This is a genomic window from Bradyrhizobium sp. SZCCHNRI2009, from assembly GCF_032485115.1.
GTDB lineage: Bacteria > Pseudomonadota > Alphaproteobacteria > Rhizobiales > Xanthobacteraceae > Bradyrhizobium.
In genome coordinates this window covers 267,554-291,090 of the sequence record NZ_JAUEUH010000007.1, presented here as the reverse complement: position 1 = coordinate 291,090, position 23,537 = coordinate 267,554, and the positions used below count along the sequence as shown (strand labels likewise).

The following is a 23,537-nucleotide window of genomic DNA, read 5'->3' as shown; positions in this document are numbered from 1 at the left end:
TTGTCCGATTGTTTGGCGACGGTCTTACGAATTCCACGACAACCGTTCCATCGACCTATCACCTTCCACCTCCTCGATCCTCATCTCCAACGACCGAGTCACCTATTTTCCCGGTGAACGTCGCAGGCGGGTGTAGCAAATGCCAGCCCCGCGGCGAACTCTGAGCTTGCCATCCTCAAGATAGCGAGCGCCGTCCATCCGCGGCGCCCCAGAAGTTCAGCTAGCACCACCGTGATCCCAATTCTTTCAAGAAGTAGACAGAGTACCTCGTCCTGCGCCGAAAAATGCTTGCTAGCTAATTTTGATCTTCCCAGTTACTTCCCCAACCCGGCGCAGATATGCTTCGGGGAAGGGGGTCCGAGAGCCCGCAGGCTGCGAGCGCCATGGAAACAACTGTGTTTGAATTTCTCAATGCGCCAACACCTACGGTGTAGATTTTGCAGCTCTTCCCCTGCGCTTGCAAAATCGTCATAATGCAATTTGCCAGTTTGCAAACGTTGGCCTGCGCCCCAGGACCCAGGGACACTGCGGCCGTTGGATTGGGAACATTGCCATCGGGCGAGTAGACAGTATTTCCGGCGGCATCCTTCCCAAGCAGGCCATGGGGGCCCACGTACGGAACAATAACGCCCCATTTGTGCGACGTGCTGCAGTTGAACGGATTTCCAGTCGGCTGATCACCTGAGGCCTGAGATATGCGACCAGGGACCCATGCGCTCGTTCCCCCACCTTTGGAGGGGCCACCGCGGAGCTCGAGCTCCTTACCGTCGGGACCTTTGACCACGACAAAGCCATGCTGGTCATTATTGGTCACAGGCTTAAATAGCAGCGTAGCAGAACATTTAGTATCTGAGTCTTTGAATGTTGGCAGAGTTAATATCTTGTTACTTTCCGATATCGAGGCTGCCCTGCCCGGAGCAGCAAGAAGCGCAAAGGTCATGGCCACGCAAAGTGCGGTTTTCTTATCAGCCCAGCTCACACCGTCGATCCAACTTTGCCATCTGCGTACTCGTCCAGATCTTGCGAATCTTTCCACGTTTGGGCTCCATTTCAATGCAAGTCAGAAGGTGGCTAGAAGCACTTGAGATGCGCTGCCTGCACGAGAAGGCATCTTGTTTTTCGCTGCCTCTGGCATGCGCTTTTGGTCCCTTTGGTTTGCGGCTCATATCGGTTTCCTTAGCGGATTCAACTCTAGTTTGGCGGCGAACCGCGGACCCGTCTCGGCGAACACCGTATCGTTTGCCGTTCCTGGCCGCGGCTCGTCCTGGTAGGTCGCCGGCCGCATGCGCTCGACTTCCTCGACATACACCGACCAGGAATTCTCCGGCGCCATGAAATCAGCCTTCGGGACCAAGAAGGTGGTGTTCCATTCGATCCCGCCGGCGTCGGTCGCCGACGTCGGCTCCTGCGTTTCGTGGACCCATTCTCCGCTGGCTTCGTTTGCATCGGTGACGCTTCGCAAGAGCGACAACCGCACTCTTGGGCGTTGCGCCGATGATCGCTCTCCTTGATCATCGCCACGCGACTGTGCAGGACCGGACGTCTTCACATAGATCAGCGCCATGTCCGCTGCCGTATCGAAACCGATACTGGCGCTTACGTTTCTCGTCGGCATGATCTGGATCCATTCCACGATCGGCTCCGAGACCTTCAGTCTATCCGGCGCATGCGGCTGGTAGCGAACCAGGCCGACGCGAACGAAGGGGCAGGTCGCCTTGAGTGGGTCGATGTAGACGTCGGCGTACCAGTTCTGCTGCTCGGGATCGAAGCGGGCCTCGTAGGTTGCCAGAGCAACCGACATGAATCCCCCTTTCGGCTCGGCCGCCCTCGATTCTTCAGCGTCCATGGCGACAGGGACCGGCATCAGAGCGTGAGCCACAACGGCCCCGTCCGGCGGCGCATTGTCCGGAGGTGCGTCCCACGCCTGGTCGGATACGGTCTGTGCCTTCAGGAAATGATGGCTCTTGCCGTGATCGAAGCCCTTGAAGTTGTCCGGCGACAACAGCCAGCCGTTGACGCCTGATCCCGGACGAATCGGATCTGCGCCCCAACGCGTGACCCAGGCACCGCCTGGCCCGAGATCGAGGTCCTGCAGCGCATCGAGGCCTTTCCGGTCCGACGTCGGTTTGTTGAGATCGCCGCTGTCCGGCGGCAATTTGTTCAGCAGGATTTCGCCGCGGCCCGGCGTCAGTTCGATGATCCTGTCCTGCTGCACGTCTTCCGACTTGAGATCGAAAAGCTGGGGCGGCCAAAGAACGACGCCGATGCGTTCGCCCTCCCCCGAACTGAACCACGGCCGGCGCATCCGCACCCGCACACACATGCGCCGCTCGACTCCGATCTCGCCATCCCCGCATTTGGGCGCGACCCAGACAAAGGACGGGATCAGGCTGAGCGGCGCAATCCGCGCCGGCCTTACGGTAGCGGGCAACCACATACTGCGCAATACGGCCTGCTTCGCGTCTTTAGGTGGAGCAGCATCTTTGGACAGGTTTGGCAGCAACTCGTCGTATCTCGTGCGAAGCACGGGGCCATGGCGCGCGATCGCCGTCGCAAAAAACGTGATGTACCGTGCGCGCGCATCCGGGAAGGATGCGGGCCGTATTGCTCGCAATGCGCTCGTATTGGAGGGGTCCGCCGCACGGCGCTGAACAGCAAGAAGATCCAGAACATCTTCGTTCGGCTCGAACCCCTCGATCCGCAGCAAGGTGACGGTCTCCTCGTTGAGCGCGACGCGGCCATCCGCAGCTGGCGTGAAACCAAAGAGATCCTTCGGCCTGATATCCTTCTCCCCGTCGGGCTGCGGCCACAGCCCTCGCACCTGGTCGTCAACGCTGCGGCCGCGATCGGGATCATCGAACCTCCCTCGTGCCGCGGCCGCCCCCCTTGCATAGATCTCGACTGCTCCGGTGGAGGGGGCGTGCAACGCGATCGTCCCCGAGAGCAGCACACCGATGCCACCGTCAGGGTGGTTGTCGAGCTTCCAGTTGGATGGCTCCCAAAGCAGAGCGCTATCGTCCGACGGCGTCTTCGCCTGGAGGATATCATTCAGCCATTTCTCATCGCTTCGCGTCCTGAGCAGACGAAGGCCGTGATAGCCCCGGCTGTCATCCGCGGGAAGAAAACTCGGCGCAATAGCCGGCCGATCGACGGCGTGAACGGCCCCGAGTTCGAGAATGGCGGAAATCTCGCTCAGCGGCTTCGTCATCATGAAGTCATGGATGAATGCAGCCAACGCATCGATCTGTTCTTGCGAGGGCAGGCGCAAACCACCCACCCCCTGCGCACAAGCATCCTTTGCGTCGACCGCTGCGGCCAGCTTGCCGGCGCCCAGGGCAGCGAAGCCGGCGCGGCATGCGGAGTTCGCTTCCGCAGCATCCTTCAAGGCGGAAGGGCTCACGCAGCCGCAGGCGACGCAAAGCGCCGCGGCCGATTCCGTGCCTTCAAACATATATTTAAGGAATCCGAGGCTGGGCAGGCACCACGTCCGAATCGTGGCTTCTTCTCCAGGGGCAAGCGCGACGATCACCTGGCGAACGAGGATCGCGTTGTCATCCTCCTTGGGCTTGGCATGGCCCTTCTTCAGGTTCTTTGCCGCGCCCTGGTGTGGTGCGAGCAGCTTCTTGTCCTCGTAAACACTGATCCCCTCGGCGAGCCGGACCAGTTCGCGTTGCGTGGTCGGCGCGGCCACCACGTCGAGCAGCACCGGCAGGACGTCCGGGTATCCGGTCGGCTTTGGCATCCCCCTATCGTCGCGATACAGCGGCACGACCTGATGGCGCTTCGGCCCGCCGTGAACGTCGACCTCGATCACCATATGCTGAGCGCCGGGATCCGGATAATAGGGCGCCCGTTGCGTCGCACCGCCGCGATCAGCTGCAAGCGGTCGGAACACGGCGGCGCCGGACGGCACGCCGGCCGCGGGGCTCCATTCGACGAATCGCTGTATCTCGCCGCCGCTGGGTTGCTTGTACTTGAGCGCCGTCTTCTTCGGCGCGCGATCGACGATCTCGCCGTAATCCGTCACCGCTTCGCCAGAGACGATGACCGGCTGGCCGTCAGCGGGCGCCGGAGCCGTCGAATTGGACGACCGCATGCGGAAGACCGGAAAGCCGCCCCAAGCCGCGTGGTAATCGACGCCCTTGAGGCCGCCGACCGGTCGGTCGGTGACCTCAATTCGCCGCCAGGCCACCTTGACCTTCTTCCATATCGTCGTTGATTGCTCGGCTCCCGGCACGCCCGTGACCGTGAAGTCGTCCACACAGCACTCGTCGCCGGCAGGCCGATCCTGCTCATCCGTGATCCGAGGCTCGAAGAGTTCGACCTGCTCGGTCTTGCCCCCGTCGAGCGCTCCATGGAGTCCGGCAAAATCGAGCGCGACAGCAGGCGGGATCAGAATCCGCCGCGATATCCTGGGCTCTTGCGCAGGATGATCCGGGTCTACAATGGGATTGTCCCCGAAGCCCAATACCTCCGCATTCTCGCCGTCGGTGATGGTACGCACGATCATCCGCGCGGTCTGTTCGGCGGCGTTTCGGCCCGGCAGCCTCAGCAGTTTCGAACCCGGCGAAGCCGCCGTGCCAAACGCCCACTGCGGAACGGTCGCCACCGGCGCGTCGATGCGTTCGTGGCGACGGAATACGCGGCCCGGCTCCGTCACCGGCGGCAGCACCAGCGTACGATCATGGCTGAGCTCGTAGTGTCCCAGCGCTCTCTCAAGCGGCATGGCAACGCCGCCCGCATACACCGCGCGCAGTCCCAAATGATAGCGCCAGCCGAATCGCAGCGGCGGCGGCGTGAAAGCGTCGCTATCGCTCCGCGTCGGCAAGTCGAACTTGATGTTGACGCCAATGTCATCCTGCGAAAGTCGATATGTCTGCTTGCCGCAAGACAGACCGAGGGGATCGCCTCGCCAGGAGCCGATGATCTCTTCGGTGAATGCCGTGGTTTTTGCCGCTCCCTTTGGCGAGCTGCCATTACTCCAGTCCCTGAGCGCGGCGGGCACGCTCAACAAGCCGTCATCCGCCCTGATGCGCGACAGCCTGTCCGGGTACAGCCCGCTCAGCGTCGCATCGAGCTTGTTCAGGTTTGCCGGCAGGGCCGTGTAGGGATGAAACTCCACCTTGCGCCGCATTAGAGTGTGCCAGCGCCGGCGCGCATCGGAGTCGTCGCGCTTGGATTTGACGCCGACATCGAGCTTGTAGCCGATCGTAACGTCGGATGCGTCGAGCAAGACATCCTTCTTGGTTCCGATCGCATCATGCTGCGCGGACGATGCCAGGTGGCGCGCGATGGCGTTGGTCTGGCGCCAGCGGTCGACCAGCGCCAATCCGGAGGTGCGCAAGGTGCCTCGCTCCGGTGTTCGCTCGTCGTCCAGCAGACCTATCGGCAAGTCGCCTTGGTTCTTGAGCCGCGCCGACGCGCGTAACGACCGCGCGCGTTCATAATTCAGGTCGCCGGCCGTCAAAGTGATGGAATCCAACGTCACGATATCGAAGCGCGGCTCGCGTGCTCCGTCGCACGCCGCAGCCTGTCCCAGATCCACGATGCCGTCGATCTGCTCGGCAATCGCCATTTCGCGCAGCTTCCTGGTGTCTTCCCCGGCGGCGCGGGCGTCCATCTCTTCCCGCGTACAGGGATAAAAATGTCCGCGTAGTGTGGCGTCGGCCTTGCCGCTGTCGTTGGGCAGGCGCAGTTTCGCGCTGGTCCATACCCGGGGAAGCCGCTTGGCGACTCCGTCGCCCTGAAGTCGAGCGGAAAGAAAGAAGAAACGCGCCTCGTTATTCGACGGCTGCGGCAGCTTCGACGGCGGGGTCTTGTTGCTCAGGGCGTGCACGACATGATCGAGCACGCCCTGCTCCGGCTTTGTCTCTCCGGCGACCTTCGCCGCGAGCTGGGCGACCTCGCACTGCACGTCTATGACGAAGCGGAACAGCCGCGCCAGCGAGGGATAGGTCTGCAGCGAAAAGAATCTCCGGCGCGCGAATTCGAGCTCCGCATCGAAATCGCCATCGACGTCGGCGGGCAGCCGGTCGGTTGATTTCCCGGGCTCCGCGGTCCGGGATGCGGCCTGGTAGGCCGCATGGGCTGCATCGAGCTGCGGCCCCAGCGCCGGATTGATCGCAAATGCCTTGGCGCAGGCGCCGGGCGGCGTGCGATTGCAATGGCTATCGGCCTTCTTCAGCTCGTCAATGGCCGACTTGGAATCGTTGGCGTCGAGATATCTGCGACGCGCCGCCGCGACGGCATCGGCCCGCGCCGAGCTGCCAGCGAGCGCTGCCGCAATCTCCTCGGCGATGGCTTCCCCGCGCATCTTCTCGTAGGCCGCGCGGCGCTCGTCGGGCGTCACCGCGATCAATGTCGGCGTCGACGTGTCGCTCCAAACCCGGGCCCAGATCCGGTCCTCTATGTTGTCGCGCGGAGCAGGACGAGTGGCATCGGCCCGCCCGGCTAGGCGATTGATGATTTGGTAGGCACGCTCCATGATCAACGCGACGGCGGCGGGACTGCGATCCGTGCCGTGGATATCCGGAACATCGCGCGCACCGCCCGGATTGCCGGCCGACGCGCGCAGGACATCGTCGAGCGTCCCCGCCTTTCCCGCGAAGGCGCGCGCGAGGGACTTGACGCCGTCTGTCCCGCCCATGACGTCGAGCCAGTATTCGTTCAGGCTGTCCTTCACGTCCGACAACCGCTTGACCGGAGTTACCGGAAGGCTGACGAACTTCGGCGGCGGCCCATCGGGCTTTCCACCGCGGCCGGCGTCCGTGGTCACGTCCCACAGATCGAGGCTGATGCCTTTTGTCGCGAGCAGGGTCTCGACCTGTTGCGGCCAACTGGCGAGGTCGATTGCGTCCTTCGTGTCGGCGCCGACGCACGCCACGGGCGTGAGGGCAAGCGTCGCGCGAGCGTACAGCTTTCCGTCCGCATGCTCGAATATTCCCGCGGCGATGACCCGAATGGCGGCATCGACCAACAGCCCCGGTGATGGTTTCGACGCACTCGAAGAAGCCGACTCGGTACTCATGATGCGAACCCGTCAATATCGTCGGTGAAGTATGATTGATACTTGTTCCAGTCCACGCTCTGAGAGACGGCGTTCGACACGATCGACGCCCCGCGATGAACCTGCACTGGAATCGCAGGTTGCCCGGCCGCAGCAAAGCGGGTCAGGTCCTGGGAGAACAGCCCGGCGCTGCCCGAAAAGCCTTTGCCCTCCTTTTTCTCAACTCCGATCTTGAAGGTGATGTCGGTGAAGCCGAGCGAGAAGGAGTAGGTGAATACGGCCGAGCCGTGCATCGAGCCGCCCGCCTGCTGCGCGATCCGCACCACCAGCGTCGCCGAAACGCTGAAGCAGGAGATGTGCGCCTCGCCGCCGGCGTAAAAGAACCCTTCGATCGCTGCTCCCTGCGCGCCGCCGGGGTCGTCGACCTGATTCACGTAGATGCCGACACAAATTCGTCCCCGCCCTTCCAGCAGGCCGAATTTGAACGCACCGCCGCCGCCGAACTCGAAGGACGCCTCGAAGCCGATGATGCTCTTGCTGTTGGCGAGCAGCCCGAGGAAGCCACCGCCGGTGTATGGAAGTGCCGAGATCAGGAACGGCTTGTCGCGCCGGCCGATCGAAACGCTGAAGATCGCCTGCCTGTTGTCAAACGGCAGACGACAGGCCGCATTCAGCGACACGTTGGTGAAGGAGAGCGTCCCGATGGCGACGATTCCGATGTCGAGGCTATAGCCGGCCTCGATGCCCGGCGAGCCGCGCAGCGGCCTGACATACGGCCCGCTGCCCTTCGGATTGAGTATGCTCTCGAGCGGCTTGATGAACTCCGCTTTGGACCCGAGCTTGAAGTCCCGGTAGCTCAGCTTGAAATCGGCCCCTTTGCGGCTGTCGTTGGTAAAGCGCGCGCCGTCGAACATAAGGGTCACGACGTCGAACAGATCGATATCGAACGGACTCAGCGTTGCGACGGCGGTAAAAACCGGCGGATTCTGCGGCGTGAGGAGATCGTAGTTGGCCCCTGCTGCGATCGTGAGCCGCTTGTCGCCCTTCGGCAGGAACAGCTTCTTGAAGTCCCGCATCTCGACGTTGAGATCGTAGCTGAGAGATATCCTGGAGGGGATCATCTCCTTCAGCTTGGCCTCGATCCGCCGCCGCGCGCCTTCGAGGTCGACGACGCGGGCGAGATCGCCGCTGAGGATCATTTCGGCGGCGCGCCTGAGCCTGTCGACCAGCAACTCCGCCGACGAGCGCCCCTCGCTCCAGTCCTTGAAGAGAACGATCAGGTCGGCAAAGTCGCTTACCTCGTAGTCCTTAAGATTTTTCTCCGAAAGCGCCTTTAGTTGTCGGGACTCTGCCGTCAAATAGTCTTGTGTGCGGTCGTTTGGTTCACGCGACTCATTCGGAAAGAAGGGTCTTGCGGCGGCCGGTCGCGGCACGAGCAACAGCTTTCGGAGATCGGACGCAGTTGCTTTGGCTATATTTTTGAGAACGTCTTCAACGCCACCCGAGGGCCCTCCGGCGCCATCCGAAGGAAGCTCATCGAGGATGCCGTCCCTGTTCTTCACGATTGTCGTTTGCAGGATAGAAAGCCCGCGGATGGCCGGCCTGACGATTTCCAGAGCGGAATCGACAATGGCCTTCGCGGTCTGCTCCCCGGCCGAAAGCCGACGCGCCGCCTCGCTCATCAAGCGCTGTTCGGCCTGTTGCACGAGGTCGCGTCCCAGGCCCTCCAATACGTTCGCCGCCCCCTTTGCGGCAGTCTGCAGGTTATCGATGCTCTGCTTCAGCTTTTCATCGGCATCACTGACGGCCTGGTTCGCTCTGACCACGACAGCATTAAGCTTGCCGACGTAGGTGCGCTGCTGCTCCGTCAGGCTGGTCAAGACCTTGTCCAGATCGGACGCCGCGACGGGGCTGACCTTTTTCAGATCGGCGCTGAAGGCGTTGATCGCATCCTGCAAATCCTGCAAGTCCTTCGGACTGCTCTTCAACGACGTCGCTTCCTGGACCAGTTGGCAGGCCGTCGCAGACAGCCCTGCGACGGCCTGCACGGCTTCACGCGTCGCAAACACGGCGTAGATGCGTTGGGGCTTCAGCGGATCGGCCGGAGTGAACCACTGGCCAACCAGAGGCACATGCTCTGAAGCCCATTTTTCGAACGAAGTAAGCCCTTTCGTGAAAATGGCTGGTGCTGCGCTTGTCTTGATATCGTCATCGGTGGCTCGCAGCCGATCCAGAATGCCGCCGTTGTCCCCGAAGGGTCGCGCAATGTCTTTTGTCGCGTTGGCCACCTTGACCAGGGCGTCAATCAGAGCGACTCGCAACTTCCCAAGCGCGGATAGCGTCTCTAGCGGCAGGCCGGCAATATCCGCCGGATCGAGGTGCTTGCAAACCTTGTCCGAGAGATCGGCCTTGACAAGGCGTTCGAATTCCTGCGAGGCGCGCTCCAGGGCGGCGGCTGTGTCGAAGGCTGCTGAGCGCGCGTCGTCAATGCTCTTGCGGACCGCCTCGACCTTGTCACGAAGCACCTCAAGATCCGAAACCAGGGCGGCGCCAGGGTTGGTCTTGGCAGCTTCCGCCCGATACGTCTCGACACTGTCGCGCAATGCCGCAAGTCTGCCGATGGCAGATTGCAGGCCTTCGGTCAGTTGGGCCGAAGTGGCCAGCGGAGCATTGCTGCGAAGCGCTGCAGTGCTCACCGCGTTCCTCAAACTCAGAAGAGCGTGCTGGCAAAGCTCGAGCGCTGGCAACTGCAAGCTCTCGATCGCGGGGCCCGCCAGATCCATAGCGCTTCGAATCACGTTGTTGAGCTGCCTGCGAACCTCGGCGACGTCCGCGTCCTTCGCGCGCGTCAGGTCGGTGACGGCTTGGCTGATGGTCTGGATCGCATTCAGCACCTGATCGAACAGAAAGCCGCGAATGCGTTCGGCTTCCGGTGTGACGCTCCAATCGTCAAGCGCGTCCTTGATCCCGGCCTTGATGGCGTTATTGGCGGCGTCTGCGAGCCTCGTGCGGACGCCGTTTTCAATGATCCTGGCCGCCTCTCCCAGATTTGTGCTGCCCAATGCATCGAGCCAGGGATCCTGGGCGAGCGTATAGACCAGCGCCTTCTCCACGGCAGCACGAACCTTGTCCGCCAGAGACCCCGGACGCGGAACCGGTAGCGCGAATACGATGCGTCGCCACACGGCCAGTTCTTCTCCCGCGACGAAATTCCGCAGCTTCTCCTTTGCGGCGCTCTCGAGTTCATTGAGACCCTCGCGTACCGACTGTTCGACAGCGCCAAGTCCACCGAGAAGTTTGGCGACCTTCGACTGGAACGCATCGCGCAGCGCGGCACGCACCGGCGCAATGGGGTCGGCAGCTACGCGCTCAATCGCCGAGACGAAGCGGCGTCCGGCGGCGTAGATAGCGGCAAAGTGTTTGAGCAGATCCTCGATGTCGCGAATCGAGGCACTGGCGGCGATGGCATCGTCGAGTTCGGATCTCAGATCGGTATAGGAGCGTCCGACGTCAGGATAGAGCGACGCCAGTTTGTCGACCGCATCCGTCTCGTTGAATTTGGCCCCGGCGACCGCGCCGGCAGCAAACCACTCCTTCGCAAGCAGCGTCAGCGCGTCACGCAGCGGTACTAGTAGGGCGTCGCGAACCTTGGCGATGACAGCGCCGGCATCGTTCTCGAGCTGCTTTTCCTTGCTCCTCCCTTGGTCGATGATAGCGGACGCGTAGTGTGTGACCTCCTTGAAGGCTGGGGTGCTGGCAATGCCTGCGCCGATAAACTTCAGCGCATCCCTAAACGAGAGAATTCCGAGGATCTTTGCGTTCAGATCGAAGAACTGTTCGACCTTCGGGGTGGAAAACTGTCCGGCGGCAGAAGGCAGCGAGCTATTCCCTGCTGCGCCGCCGCCCGCTACCGCGGGCGCTGCCGACACGACAGCTCCGCCCACGGGTCCTCTTGACCGAGAGAGTGCAACCAGATTGGCGTTTGGCCGCGCGGCACCTCCAATACGATCCCCGGCATCTCCAGGCTCGAGTGCTACCTCCGACATGAAATCGAGATAGATGTCAGTCCAGGCCTGTTTCGGTTCCTTTTGGTCTTTGGTGAGCGACTCGTCGGATGGAAAGCCGAAAGTCCGATACTCTGGATCAAACCGGACCTTGACCGGCTTTGTCGCACCGCCCAACAACCGGTCGAGTTGAGCGATCCGGATCTCGCCTTCCTGCATGGTCGGATAGAAGGGAGGCTGGTCTGCGCCTTGATGCAGCGCCGAAAAATCGAAAAGATCGTTGTTGAAGCTGAACGCCTTCCGATCGGGGTCGAAGGTCGGCAGCACCCGCTCGCTACCTTCCACCCCGATCACCCAATTCAAGGTCTCGAAGCTCGTGCCGTCGGGCTCCTTCTCGGAGGCATAACGGCGCTTGAAGCCCGAATGGTCCATCACGCGCAGCGGATCCGGCTCCGGCCCATCCATCAGGGTATTGTAGTAGTTCGCGAGACATCTCATTGCCGGAATGTCGTTTGCCGCGGTGTTGTCGACGAAGATCAGCGGCAGACGCACACGCGCCGCGCGGCCGTCGATCTGCATTTCGAAGCGCACCTCAGCGCCGACGCGGGGAGCAACGCGCGGCCAGAACACCAATCCCGGCCGCACTCCCGGCGATTTGGCGGTAGGCTCGCGGAGAAAAAGTCGACCGTTTCTGGTGGGCGATATTTTGCCGGGGCCGGGGTCGAGCGCGTCGGTCGGATCGACAAGGTCCGGCGTTTCGATTGTGAGAATCTGGACCGCTTCGGCCGGCCAGCCGCGCCCCCTGTTGGCTTGCCGGATCGCCGGATATTTCTTGTTCGGAGCGCCGACGCGCAGAAACATTCGCTGGACCAGGAAGGCGACCGGAGGCCCGCCATCGCTCATTGCCATGAAGCGCCGTTCCGTTAGCTTGACCAGCGACGCGCGGTGTCCCAACGGAAACAAGAAGCCTCGATAGACGATTTCGACCCTGGTATCGCGGCCGAGGACCGTGCTCTGCCGCCACCGCTCGATCGAGAGCGCGTCAAACAACGAGCGCGAATCGCCGCCTCCAGGGTCTCTCATCCGGGCCGACGCCGGCGGCGTGAAGTTGGTATCGGCTTCGAACGTTCCGCCAAGGGCGGTCAACGTCAATTCGCTCGCCCCGATCGCCTGAGGCCGGTATATCGCCGACCAATCGTTGGGAGACTGATCCTCGCCTAGCCTCTCAGGCATCGCATCGCGCAACTCGTAGCCGGGCGGTGGATTGATCTGGCTGTTGCCGACCAGAGAACCGTCTTCCGCCCGCCGCCCGCGAACCGGCAGACCGTACAACGAACTCAGCATCACCAGTTCATGGCGATCATAGGCATCGAGAGCGGCGCGGAAGCGCTCGACCGTCTCGCTCTCCTTTTCTGAGTATGGCTGGCGCGACGTCTTGTTGCGTGGCAGCGCCCACGGGGCCCACGGCCCGCGCGGAGGACTGCCGACCTCCGGATCTCGCTCTGGGTCCAGCAGCGCTTCCGGACGGTAGTCGGGCGACCAGATGGCTCGCAAGCTCGACACCGGCTCCTCCAGGCGCGCAAACCAAAGTGGCACCGGCCGGTCGCTTCCAGGCGAGAGCGAGTCGATCGCGCGTACCCTCCGCGGCGTGCGCCACAAGGCATCCTGCGCTGGCGACAACATCAGCCGGAACGGCAATTCGATCGATGTCTGGTCCCAATGCGGCGCGTCACGGCTGCTCGCCGCGATCTCGGCCATGCGCTGCGCGCCGGTCATCCGGCTGGCCCCGAGAAAATCCAACCTCACCTTAGCATATTGGTCGTCGGTAAAGGGCTTCGTCAACAACGGTGGCAGAACGCAGTTGTCCTTTTCCTGGATGCGCCCCTCCCGGTCGCGACGCGCCCAAGCGCCGCCTTGCGTCAACCCCTGATGAAACAGCTTCTCCGCTTCATCACGCGTCTCGTTGCGATCCCAGCGCCGGGGGTCGCGGCCGCCCTTTAGCGGGTTGAAAACCTTTTCGGCCCGCCGCACCACGGCAAGGTCGAACGAGCCCCAATTGGTCAGCGCGCTCGCGGCAAACGGGAACGCGCCGGCGGGCCTTCCTTCGGTTGCCGGCCGACCGCCCTCATAGTCGTCGGCCGGAATCCGGAAAGCCAAACGCGACGCACCGGAAATGCGGGCTTCCGCCGGAATCCTGAATGGTTCCAGATTGCGACTCTCTACCAGCTGATTGTAAGCGTCGACGCTGGCGAGAATATCCTTGCAAGCCGTAAGCCGCTGCGGATCGTCGGGCAATGCCTCGATGAATTTAATATAGCTATGCCGACCGACGTAGAATTCCGGATACGGCACCGCACTTTTCATGTTGGTGCGGTAGAACTCGGAAAACGCAGCGTAGTCATGATCGCGCTGTGTCTTCAGCGCTTCACGCCGTTCGACAAATTTCGAAAGCTGTTCCGCATCGACCGGCTTGCCATCGGCCTTTGTCACGGCCGTCTTCTTGCTCCACTCGGCCGGCAGGTCAGGGGAAGACAAGCTGGTGGATCCGACGCCGAACGTCGTGAAGACAAGGTCGTTGAGTTCTCCCGGTATCAGTTCGACTTCGGGCAAACCGCGCAGCTGGTAGCTGCGCTCCGCCTTGCCGTTCGGCAGAATGCGATTGTTTGCTTCCTCGATCCAGTTGGCGACCTGACGCGCGACGCGGCTCGCTACCGGATCCAGATGGGCCGGACCGACGTAGATGACCTGATCCTTCGGGAGATTTGCCTTTTCGGCGAAGCGGGCGAACGCGACCGCGAAGGCCGTGAACGGATAGGTGCGGTAGAAATTGGCAAAAATTCGAATCGCCTCGTAGTCGTTGGCGGCGGGATCACTCAATGCTCCACGCCATATCTGCAACTGATCGTCCGCAGCATTGACGTACTCGACTGGCATCTCCCCGATGATCGTCCGGGCGCATATTTCATTGCGCAACTTCACGCGAGCCTCGAGCGCCGCCGCGAGGCGTGCGGTGCGCTCGGCCTTCGCTTCCCAGCCGCGTCCACGCAGGTCCCTTGCATCCCAGCCTCGCAGGCGTTCGGCTTCCTTGCCACTGATTGCGGGCCTGACATCCGGAAGAGCCGGGGCGACCTTGAATTGACGGAAGAAGGTCTGTTCGGCCACGTGTTGCGGCGGAAACTCGACTACCATCAACGGCTGCGGGCCTCGGGGAGTGCCGTAGCCGGCGGCCGACGTCGGTGCCGGCTTCGGATCGTCGCACAACGGAGACACGGCCGATGGTGCGAGGGCGGGGCGATACCCTGCGTATGCGGCCAGCCGGCGATCCGGCACGACCCACCAGCGCGGCATGTCCTTGGCCACGCTCCTGGCGGAATCCCATTCTGCGCCATCGCGTTCCAGCACGAGATCCTGGAAGCGATAATTCAGTGCCAGCAGATCGCGAGGCCGCCGCATCGTCAATCTCGCACGGTTGAGCGACAGCCTTACCGCTGGACCTTCTGCTGGCAGCGCACCCAGCTGGATGATCGCCTCGGCCTGCGGAGGGTCCGTGCTCGGCAGAAGCTTGCCATTCCACGAATGTCGAAGCGGAACGCCATCCACCCGGAACAGACACTCCGCTTCGTCAAAATCAAGCGAAGTGAAGATCTCCCTCGACTCGTCATCGGCGCGGTCCAGGGCTATGGCCGCGTGCTTGAGTGCATACGGCGCTGCAAATTGCGTCACCACGCGCTTTGCCACATCGCCGCCCATTGCGGCGATTCGAATCGGAGGAACCGCCGCCCTCACGGTCGGCCGCGCTGGCATGCTCGGCAACGGCGCGACCGTGAACGGGCCGAAGCGCGTCGCCACTTGCGATTCGCCGAGTGGCTCCAACGCGCCGGCAAACCGGACAGTCTTGTCCTCGCCGGACATGCGCCAAATAATGCCCCGCAATTGCTCGAACTTGCTCGGCCTGCTCTTCGGCTCTGCCCGCTCGACGAGCGCTGCCATGCCGGCGCGCAACGCCAGCACAGGCCTGCCGTCGCCGAGATTCCGCCACGCCACGATGTTCGGAATTTCGTCGTTGGTGGGAACGACGCTGACTTTTCCGGCCGGCGGATCGCCGGGCTTTCGCCCGGGGATATTTCCGAAGCTCAGCGAGCCCGACAGCCTTGTCAACGTGCCAAGACCGTAGAGCGCACGCGGCAGAGCCGAGTCCGCTGTCTTCGCGCCCAGAGGCGCGCCGGGTCCCTCAAACAGGCCGCGCACGTCCAGCGGCGGCTTGCCGTCGGCATCCGTCACGACGAATGGATCCGACGTCGGCTTGTCACCGCCCGGGCCGGTCCGATCGGTCAAGACAGCGAAGATGACGTTGTCGACCTGGGCGCTCAATCCCTCCTTCGGCAAGACCGTGAATGAGCCCTTCCTGGCCCACAATCTCCAGTGTCCGTTTCGGTTAAAGCAGAGGCGAACATCCGTGTCCTTGGCGCCCTTCGTGCCGTTCACGGCTATGGTATCGCCAAACAGACTTGAGACGAGCTGTTGCGCAGCATCCGGGGCGAGTGCGCCCGTCAACTCGATCTTGGACGCTGTGCCCGGCGCGTGCGCGTCGTTGAATAGAAATTGCTGGAGATCGCCTGCCCCGTCGGGCCCGGTCGAAATTTGGATCGGAGCTTTTCCGAAACCACCGATCAGGCGGAAGGCAAGCTTGCTGTTCCTGACCCTCGCAGCCGGCTCCGCTGTCGGGTCCCAAGCGATCTCGACTTCCAGCCTAAAGGTGGCGCTGCCTGGAAAGCCGGCATTGGCGACGTAAGCGAGCCAACCCGTTGCCGTCTTTGTTCTGACAAAGCGCGCGGCACTGTTGAGGCCCTCGGTGTTGGGATCGCCAAACGCTGCGACCGCAAGCCGAAGCTGACGGGCGTCGCCTGCGCTCTTTGCGTACGTGATCAGAAGTGCGCGCCGGGACGCATCTTCGTAGCCGATCTCGACTGATGGATAGTCGTCTGCTCGCGCCGGCGGAGCCAGCACGATGGCCGCGCCGCCAGCCAATACGCTACGTCGGCTGGGCCGGATTTCGCGTACTAGGGAAACAACCGAAGCGACTACGCTCGCGCCGCGATCGTCCGACGAGCCCAGCTCGCCTTCTTCGTCCGCCCCCATACAATATCCCGATCAAAAAGGAATTGAGTCTACCGAAATCGCAATGCAACCTAAGTAAGAGTACAATTTTCGTGCTCGTCGAGCGCCTGGATGACGTCCCCAAAGGCCGTGAACAGGTTATCCACAATTGATTTGCGCTGAAGCAACACGCCTGACGTGTGCTTGATTTTTGCGTCATCGAGCTGAAGAGCTGAGATTTGCGCCGCAACAACCATACATTCCTCTGGGGGCGTCCCGTCCGCCTCCTCCTTCATCGAGAACAGCTATCGAGCAATCCGGCCGTGCTGCAGACTGATTGAGAGAGGTCTACCGGCCGGGCCTCCACTTACGTCCATAAGAAAAGGCTTCCCTCACTTGGGTGTTCTCCCTTCTTGAATTTCAACAACTAAACCGAAACGAGCTCAACCATGCATTTCGACTTAAACCGTAGGCACTTGTTGTTATCTTCTGCAGCGTTGCTCACGTTTGGAATGTCGTCAGCCGCTGCTACACTATTCAGAAAAGACGTCGATCTCAAGACTGGAGCAAGCGGCGACCCAAGCTGGGTCCTTTTCTTTGCAAGATTCCCAAGCGTCGTCGGATCGCAAGCAGGAAGTTCTCCTGCTGGACACGCCTTCATTGGTATCGGGCGGGATGACTCTGTGCAGAAGCAATCATGGATCAAGGCGTTTGGCCTTCATCCAAAGAGCCAACTCGCGGGCGGAGCATCCCTGGTGATTGGTCCGGTCCCGGGAGAACTGAAGACCGACGCCTGGAACATCTCAGACGTCATTTTATCGTGCGCGGTGACAGATCGCGAATTTCAGGCTGCAAGCAGGATAATCGACACTTGGACACAGAAGACCAACAATGATTCAGCCGAGTATCGGCTGATGTTCCAGGACTGCGTCACATTCTCTTTTGAAATTGCTAGCGCTCTGAAGCTCAAGTTGCCTGCAAGAGACACTGTCCCGGACAACCTTCAGCTTCCAGCCTTTCTTATCCGCAAGCTCGCTGAGAACAACAGCACATCGGACTTTGGAAATGGCATCTGGAACAGTAACGATCCTGGCGGGCGTTGGAAGCTCGAAATCGACTACGATCAAGTAAAGTGGACCGAAAGGAATTCGAGCAATCAGACCCTTTCAAAGACAATCAAGTTGGAGACCGACGGAAATCGCGCATACAAGATTAGTCGTGACAACACGCCGGACGTTCTCGATTACCTCGGAGCGCGAGGCTCTTCTAAGCAGGCAATCCTTGCTCGAAATCCTTCGGCTTCCTACATGAAGCTACAGCGAACCAATGATCAGCAATTTTCGGCCCAATGGTTCGGCCTCAAGTGGACACTGGATAAGAACGGAAATCTGGTTCAGCTCTATCAGCCCGGGTCGCAGCCCTCCTCTCAATTCACCCTGGTTAGGTCGGCTTGATGGAGGTGTTCTGTTATATAGACCAGCCGATCGATGCCAGGCCCAAAAGTCCGCCTCGGAACGGCACTTCTTCAACAGCCTGCTAGCGCAGTCGAGCTCCGGGAAGGTATTGTGCGATTAACCGCGAGACCCGCCCCTTCGTCTAGCATTTGCATGTTCGCGCGACCTCGTAGCGGCCGCACGACTCTCATTTGCGCACTGTGATATAGCTTTTACTAAGGTTTCCGCCTCGCGACCAAAGCACCTGAAATCATGCTGCGAACGCGCCTTTGCGCGTCCGAGAACCAAAGTTCGAGGGATAGCGCACCGACATTCACTGGAGGCGACCTAGATAAACCTTGGGGGCAACGCAGCCGAGAGCGCCGGCTTCTTTAGCCATCTGCGATCCATCGGCAAACAATCTCGCTATAGGCCGCTGGGGGGCAGCCTGGAGAAATCCTGATAGAGTTTTAGCGACAGTCCTGCCAAAAAGGTGTCGCTTTTTGCGCCCGTCTGATCCAATTGTCCTCGCTCGTAAGTGAGGGTGCGACCAAGTGTCTTGTTGTCGTCCATGAAGTAGGTGAATGCGGCATCGAAAAGACTATAGGTCGACGGTGATCTCAAGTCCTGCAGCACGCTGTAGCTCAGACTTAAGCTCGTGTTCTGCAGCCATGTCGGCCAGTATCCCTCCAGTTTCACCGGAGCGACCAGGAAGCCGACGGTTGGGCCAACTCTTATTGCGTCGTTGTGGTGGGCGAAGATCGGCTGGGTTGTCTTGCCGACGACCCCGTCGTACTCGGCCCGCACCTTGAATGTCGGCGTTACAGTTGCATTCAGAAGATCGATCGGAAGTGGAGCGCTCAGACCGAGATCGTTGCTGACCGGCTGCCACTCGGCGCCGATACGCCAGGATTTTGCAACACCGTCGAAATCCGTGATAACGCCTCCCTTGAGCTCTCCGGAATGCCCTGTTTCTGCAGGTAAGATCTCAGTCGCGTCTTGGTAATGCCGAGGTTGAGGGGATCTGATAAGAGGTCGATAAGCGGCTGCGGCAGGTTGGCTGGTGTGTCATCAACCTCGCCTGCACGTTTGACAAAGCGGACCAAACAGCGCGCCTGCCCCACAGGGGATCCCGCAAACGACAACTGTTGTGCATCGAAAGGGCAAGGCGCGCTCATCGGACGCTCCAGAAGATGCAATTATCCGAAAATCGGGCTTCGGAAGCGTCGAGCGCTTCACCCGCAATAATATCCGCGATAGAAATATTGGTAGCGCGAAGCGCGGTCTGCGTCCCGTTTTCGACACAGATTGCAGCATGAAATTTTCTCAACTTCAAGGCAGCTTGCATAAATTTCCTCGCCTGCGGCTCGGAGTGTCGCGCGGTTGCGCGTGGCCGCCTCGGGCGCCTGGCGACCACCAAAGAGGTGACCGACGCCTGAATGCCACCAACGAGCCGAATGCCGTAAAGGGCGATTGGCAAATAATACCTATTCGATCACCTCAACATGGCTCGGTCGCTGTCCGCCGCGCCCCAGATTGCGACAACTTCTGCGTACGCGTCCGGTGAAGGCCGCCTGAGCGACTGCTCTCGGCGGTCTGAATTGCGTGAACACCTCTCAGCGCTTGAGACTGTAGTCGATGGCCTCGGCGGTCTCGCTCTTGCCGGAGAGCTTGGTGCGGTGCTTGCGCAGGACGTCATAGAGTTCATCGATGAGTGGACGGCTGCGTGCGTTGCGTGCGGCTTTGCGTTCGTGGGCCGGCAGACCGTTGACCTCGCGTTTGATCGCAACCAGCGCGTCGAACTTGCGCACGCCAAGGGCGCAGCCCTTTAGCAACAGGAAGAACGTATGCAAGCGGCTTGCCACTCTCAGAGCATCTTGCGCGAGGGATTGAAGCTGAACGACCAGGACGGGTTTGCGGCCTGGTTCACGAAAGCCCGATCCGCACATGCGGACGCGCACGGCTAGGAATCGACCGGAACTGGCTGCTTATGTCTGGCTAGAACTCGCGGCCTTCCGCAGAAGACTTCCTATCGCGCTGGCGGCGTCGGGCATGCGATCGGTTCATATTTGAAGCCAGCTGGCTCCGTGCATTGCCGAATGCCCTTGGCTATCATCGCGCTCTTCTTCAGCTCGGCCAGCATATCCTTAGTAAAATAGGGCTGTTCGCACTCGAGCTGTTCGGCTGTCATCCCCGGCGCGCCAACGCAGGCTTTCTCCAGTTCCTCTACCTTCAGGCCGGTGACGCCCTTGAAGCTGACCCGTGAGATCGTTGCGTGGTCGAACTTTGCTCCCGTGAGTGTAGCGCCCGAGAAATCGGCACCTTGGATGTTGGCGTAGGAGAAATTTGCGTCCGTGAGGTTGGCATCGATGAAATGCGTGACGTAGTGCCGTCGCTCGTCACCATTCCACGTGCCCCGACACCGCGCGGGCCGCGTGTCATCCTCGGCCGGTTCGTTCAGACGGTTGCCGATTGCCGTGCACCAGCCAGGGTTCTGCCAATCGCCCGCCTCGATGCCGATAAATTCCGCCCCCTGCATTTCCGCCTTAACGAAATTGGCGCGGTGCATCTTCGACGCCGATATGCGCGTATGGCCCAGACCTTTGACAACGCCCCATTCGTCTTGCAGGTCGAGGCCGACGTAGCAGCCGTGTTCGAGGTCAAAATGCTTTCCGGTCGGATCGTCCTGCACTTTCCGCTCGCCGATGGCCCTCATCGCGAGTTGAATAGATCCGTCCAGTTTGAAACCCGGCTGGCGGTACTTTTCGTCCGAGCAGAGCTTGTCTGAGGCCGTCTTAACATAGGACGACAACGCATCGAACACGGCCCGATGGTAGGATCGGTCGCTTCGCGCGACAAAGTTCAGGACATGGATCGCCTCGGCCCGCGCAGGCTCCGAGCCAGCCGTCGCATCCGTCGCCAGCAGCGGCTTGATATTTGAGGCAAACAGCTCGGCTTTCTTCTGATTGAACGCGTCTTCGGTCCCGCGGATGCCCTGCAGGCTCGTGATGACGGTGGCGAAGACGGCGAGGCCCCCTAGCGTCTGTACGACTGCTGATCGGACCTTGGATCGCATTTCGATGATCTTGCCGAGGTCATCCGGCAGAATGGGAAGGCGCCTACCGTCATCACCCACCTTGCGGTCGATGGGCACCGCATAGGCTGGAACAGCGATAATCAGCGTGATCGAGACGACCACATAGAGCGCAATCGAGGTGAGGAGGACATCCACCGGGATGTACAAGCCCCATAGCGTCAGCCCTGAGTCCATCGCTCACCTATGTCTGTGTTGCCAAAGCCATCGGCAGAATCAATCTGCAAAAATGCTATCGAGAAGATGCGCGAGGCGCACGCCAGCCTTCTGCAAGCGCTCCCGGATGATGACGTCGCTCTTTGCCAAATAGGCAGTATCGATAGTCACGCTGCCACTGTCAGGTGGGTCGCAGGATTTCCCATGAAAGGTGCAATAGCCGGTTTCGGCCGCCTCGCTGATGGCGAATGATTCATTCGCCCAGTCGTGAGGATCGGACGCATTCCACTCCGCGATTTGCTCGTCCGTGATGGCGTCTAGGAGCTTGTCTGCCGCAAGCTTCACATCCGGTCCGACCGCGTGCACCACGAGGCAATTGTCCCAGGCGGAATGAAGACTTCGGCTACAGGCGCCGGAGACGTCGATGTTGTTTCCGCCACGATCATCCGCAAACGAGACATGCAGTGGCTGATGGACGTCGCCCACCCAGTGGCCCAAGGACTTGAGCGCGATCAGGCGGTCGGCGGTTTTCGAGGCCTTCGAGGCTACGTTCTCGGCATCGTTGAGAATAGCCGTCACGACGCATTCGCTGGCGCCGCCGCAATCATCCGTGGTTAGCGGCTTCCCGTCGCGGGGCAAATTCAGAAAGTGGCGCGGCGGGTGAATGCGCGGGTGGTCGGGGAAGATGCAGGAGTCGGCAAATGTATCGAACTCCGTTCCCGACTTGATCAGCTTTCGAACAGCCGCACGCGTGTCAGGCTGCGCGAGACGAAAGGCAATCTCGCATACGATCTTGTGGCCCTCGTCACCCCACGCGGCGGCCTGGCCGCAAAGCGCTGCCCAGATGATGGTAGCAAGCGAAAGAACCCGCATGATACGTCTCCCTTCGAGAGGAATACTTGGACTTGGGCACGCTGCTTGCGATGGCCGCTCGGCGTCCTATTGGCCTGAGAAATAGAGGCGCCTGAGGGTTCGATCCGTTCCCTTCGCAAAATAGCTGGCGCTCGGCCGCTCGCCGTCGATCCAATTCGGATTGTCGATCAGGCATTTTCGTAAAAGGGCAGCGGCCGGCGTCTGACTGTCCTTGAACGACAGCGATTCACGGAAGGCATAGTGAGAGAAGAGCCGCATGAATTCGCCCAGATAAATATCGGCCAGTATTTCGTTACCTTTGATCACCAGCATGTTTTCGTCGTTGGTGATTGCCGAGGCGTCGGAGAAGTTCGCTGAACCCACGATGATGACCGGATTTGAGCCGAGAGGATCGGAGATCATGTACTTGGTATGCACGTAGAGGACGTGCTGCTCGTCCGTGATCTTGTCGATTTCCTCAAGCCAGCGATCGAAGTTGTTGAGCTCAACCTTGTGTCCCACCGAAACGACGGTATTGGGAAGCTTTCTGATGCGGTCGATCTCGGCCGATTGCTGCTTCATGGTCTTGCCGTTGCCCTTCTTCTCCATGAGGGCAAAACGCAGCACATCGTCCTTCCGATCATAGACGTCGACGAACCGGCTGTTCATACCGAAAGCGAAGGTCATGAAGAGGGCCCGCTCGCTCTTGCCGGCGATCTTCGCGTACCAGTCCATCGCGCCAAGCTCGGTCTGCGGCGAGAACACGGGTGTGACCTCCTTGTCCCAGGGATCCGCCGGCACGGGCGTCGCTTCGTCATTAGCTTCCGCCGTGGGTTTTTTGGTCAGGTCCTTGTCCAACAAGCTCCAGAACTCGAAATACTTCTCGGCGACGTTACGGTCGCGGACGATATGGGCGTTGTTGGAATGGCCATAGATGCCGTTCTCGCTGAGATTGGTCGAGCCGGTCCAAACCTGCTCTGATGTCTCGCCTTTGCGGAGAACCAGAAACTTATTGTGTGCGAACTGCCCGGTATGGATGCGCGGCTTGACCATCTTGCCAACGCCCGCCCCCTCCATAGCCTGCCGGTTCTTGTCGCCTTGCGTTTTTCCGTCATAAAGGATTTTGACCGTCGCGCCGCGCTTCTTGGCCGCCTTAAGCGCAGTGTAAATCTCCTTGTTCTTGAATTCGAAGAACGCGCCGTAGAGTTCGTCGCCATCTCCGGCCTGCTCGATATAGGTTTCGAGCCCCTCGATCAGGCCGCGCGAAAGCCAGTCGAACGCAGCCTGGCCGACCTCGTCGGGCGCCCTGTTCTGAAAGCGGCGTGCATATTCCTGGGACGCGACGGCCCCGCGGTTGAAGAACACGGCGTGCTTGCCGATTTTCGTGCCTTCGGTTGTGACCTTCAGCGAAACGTCGGGCCCGTCTGTCAGTGCCGTCGGCGCCCCGCAGCGCGGGACAATGCGATAGGTGTACTCGTGGACCTCCTCGACGGTATAGTCCGACCATTGGAAGGTCTGCAGCGGATGTTTGTAGGAGGTGACGGGGACCCCGGGTGCCGGGTTCGGTTCGACAGCTTGGAACGTCTTCATGCCCGGCAGCCAGATGACTTCGCCGTCCGAGTGACGGGTTCGTTCAATGGCGAACCCCAAAACCCTGTCCTTCCGGATAGAGGCGGCTGGGTAATCCCATCCGAGCAGCACAACGTGGCTACCGGCGATTGCAAGGGCGGGAAAGGGATCGGTTGGCTTGCTTCTTTTGCGCATAGACCGGCTCAATACTTTCCAGAATGAATTCAGGCAGAATAGGAACAGAAAGTCCAAGCAAGCCCCGCAAGAAGCGCCGTCACGAACCTGTAAAAAAACAACCTGTCCTCAGCCGGCGGCTTCAGCCATGG

10 protein-coding genes are annotated in these 23,537 nt (G+C 60.9%); 1 reads left to right on the top strand and 9 read right to left on the bottom strand.

The annotated features are described in order from the left end of the window. Window positions 1-1,162 precede the first annotated feature (1,162 nt). Genes QX041_RS24860 through QX041_RS24850 form a run of 3 tightly spaced genes read right to left on the bottom strand, consistent with a single transcriptional unit; the run spans window position 1,163 to window position 16,364 of the window. Entirely contained in the window at window positions 1,163-7,027 is a 5,865-nt protein-coding gene (locus QX041_RS24860; protein WP_316166834.1) for a hypothetical protein, read from the bottom strand. Continuing rightward, window positions 7,024-16,149, bottom strand: coding sequence for a hypothetical protein (locus QX041_RS24855; RefSeq protein ID WP_316166833.1), 9,126 nt, complete (start codon window positions 16,147-16,149; stop codon window positions 7,024-7,026). Before QX041_RS24855 ends, QX041_RS24860 begins: the two co-directional genes overlap by 4 nt. Before the next feature lie 50 nt (window positions 16,150-16,199). Continuing rightward, a complete protein-coding gene (locus tag QX041_RS24850) occupies window positions 16,200-16,364 on the bottom strand; it encodes a hypothetical protein (protein WP_316166832.1) in 165 nt (54 codons plus the stop codon). A 192-nt stretch (window positions 16,365-16,556) separates the two neighbouring features. On the opposite strand from QX041_RS24850, the gene QX041_RS24845 reads away from it, so the two are divergent. Beyond that, the gene (locus QX041_RS24845; RefSeq protein WP_316166831.1) at window positions 16,557-17,561 is read left to right on the top strand and encodes a hypothetical protein; all 1,005 of its coding nucleotides are present in this window, start codon (window positions 16,557-16,559) and stop codon (window positions 17,559-17,561) included. 405 nt (window positions 17,562-17,966) lie between these two features. Here the strand turns inward: QX041_RS24845 and QX041_RS24840 are convergent, their stop codons facing one another. From QX041_RS24840 to QX041_RS24815, 6 genes are all read right to left on the bottom strand, one after another. Further along, on the bottom strand, window positions 17,967-18,347 hold the full coding sequence (locus QX041_RS24840) for a hypothetical protein (RefSeq protein ID WP_316166830.1): 381 nt from the start codon (window positions 18,345-18,347) through the stop codon (window positions 17,967-17,969). Window positions 18,348-18,400: 53 nt separating this feature from the next. Then, entirely contained in the window at window positions 18,401-18,718 is a 318-nt protein-coding gene (locus QX041_RS24835) for a hypothetical protein (protein ID WP_316166829.1), read from the bottom strand. 438 nt (window positions 18,719-19,156) lie between these two features. Then, complete coding sequence (locus QX041_RS24830) at window positions 19,157-19,501, bottom strand: IS66 family transposase (protein WP_316166828.1); 345 nt, start codon at window positions 19,499-19,501, stop codon at window positions 19,157-19,159. A 68-nt stretch (window positions 19,502-19,569) separates the two neighbouring features. Then, window positions 19,570-20,811: a pentapeptide repeat-containing protein gene (locus tag QX041_RS24825; RefSeq protein WP_316166827.1), complete on the bottom strand. Its 1,242-nt coding sequence runs from the start codon at window positions 20,809-20,811 to the stop codon at window positions 19,570-19,572. 39 nt (window positions 20,812-20,850) lie between these two features. Beyond that, entirely contained in the window at window positions 20,851-21,663 is an 813-nt protein-coding gene (locus QX041_RS24820) for a S1/P1 nuclease (protein ID WP_316166825.1), read from the bottom strand. Window positions 21,664-21,729: 66 nt separating this feature from the next. Next, window positions 21,730-23,406 carry a phospholipase D-like domain-containing protein gene (locus QX041_RS24815; protein WP_316166824.1) on the bottom strand — a complete coding sequence of 559 codons (1,677 nt, stop codon included), beginning with the start codon at window positions 23,404-23,406 and terminating at the stop codon, window positions 21,730-21,732. Window positions 23,407-23,537: the final 131 nt, after the last annotated feature.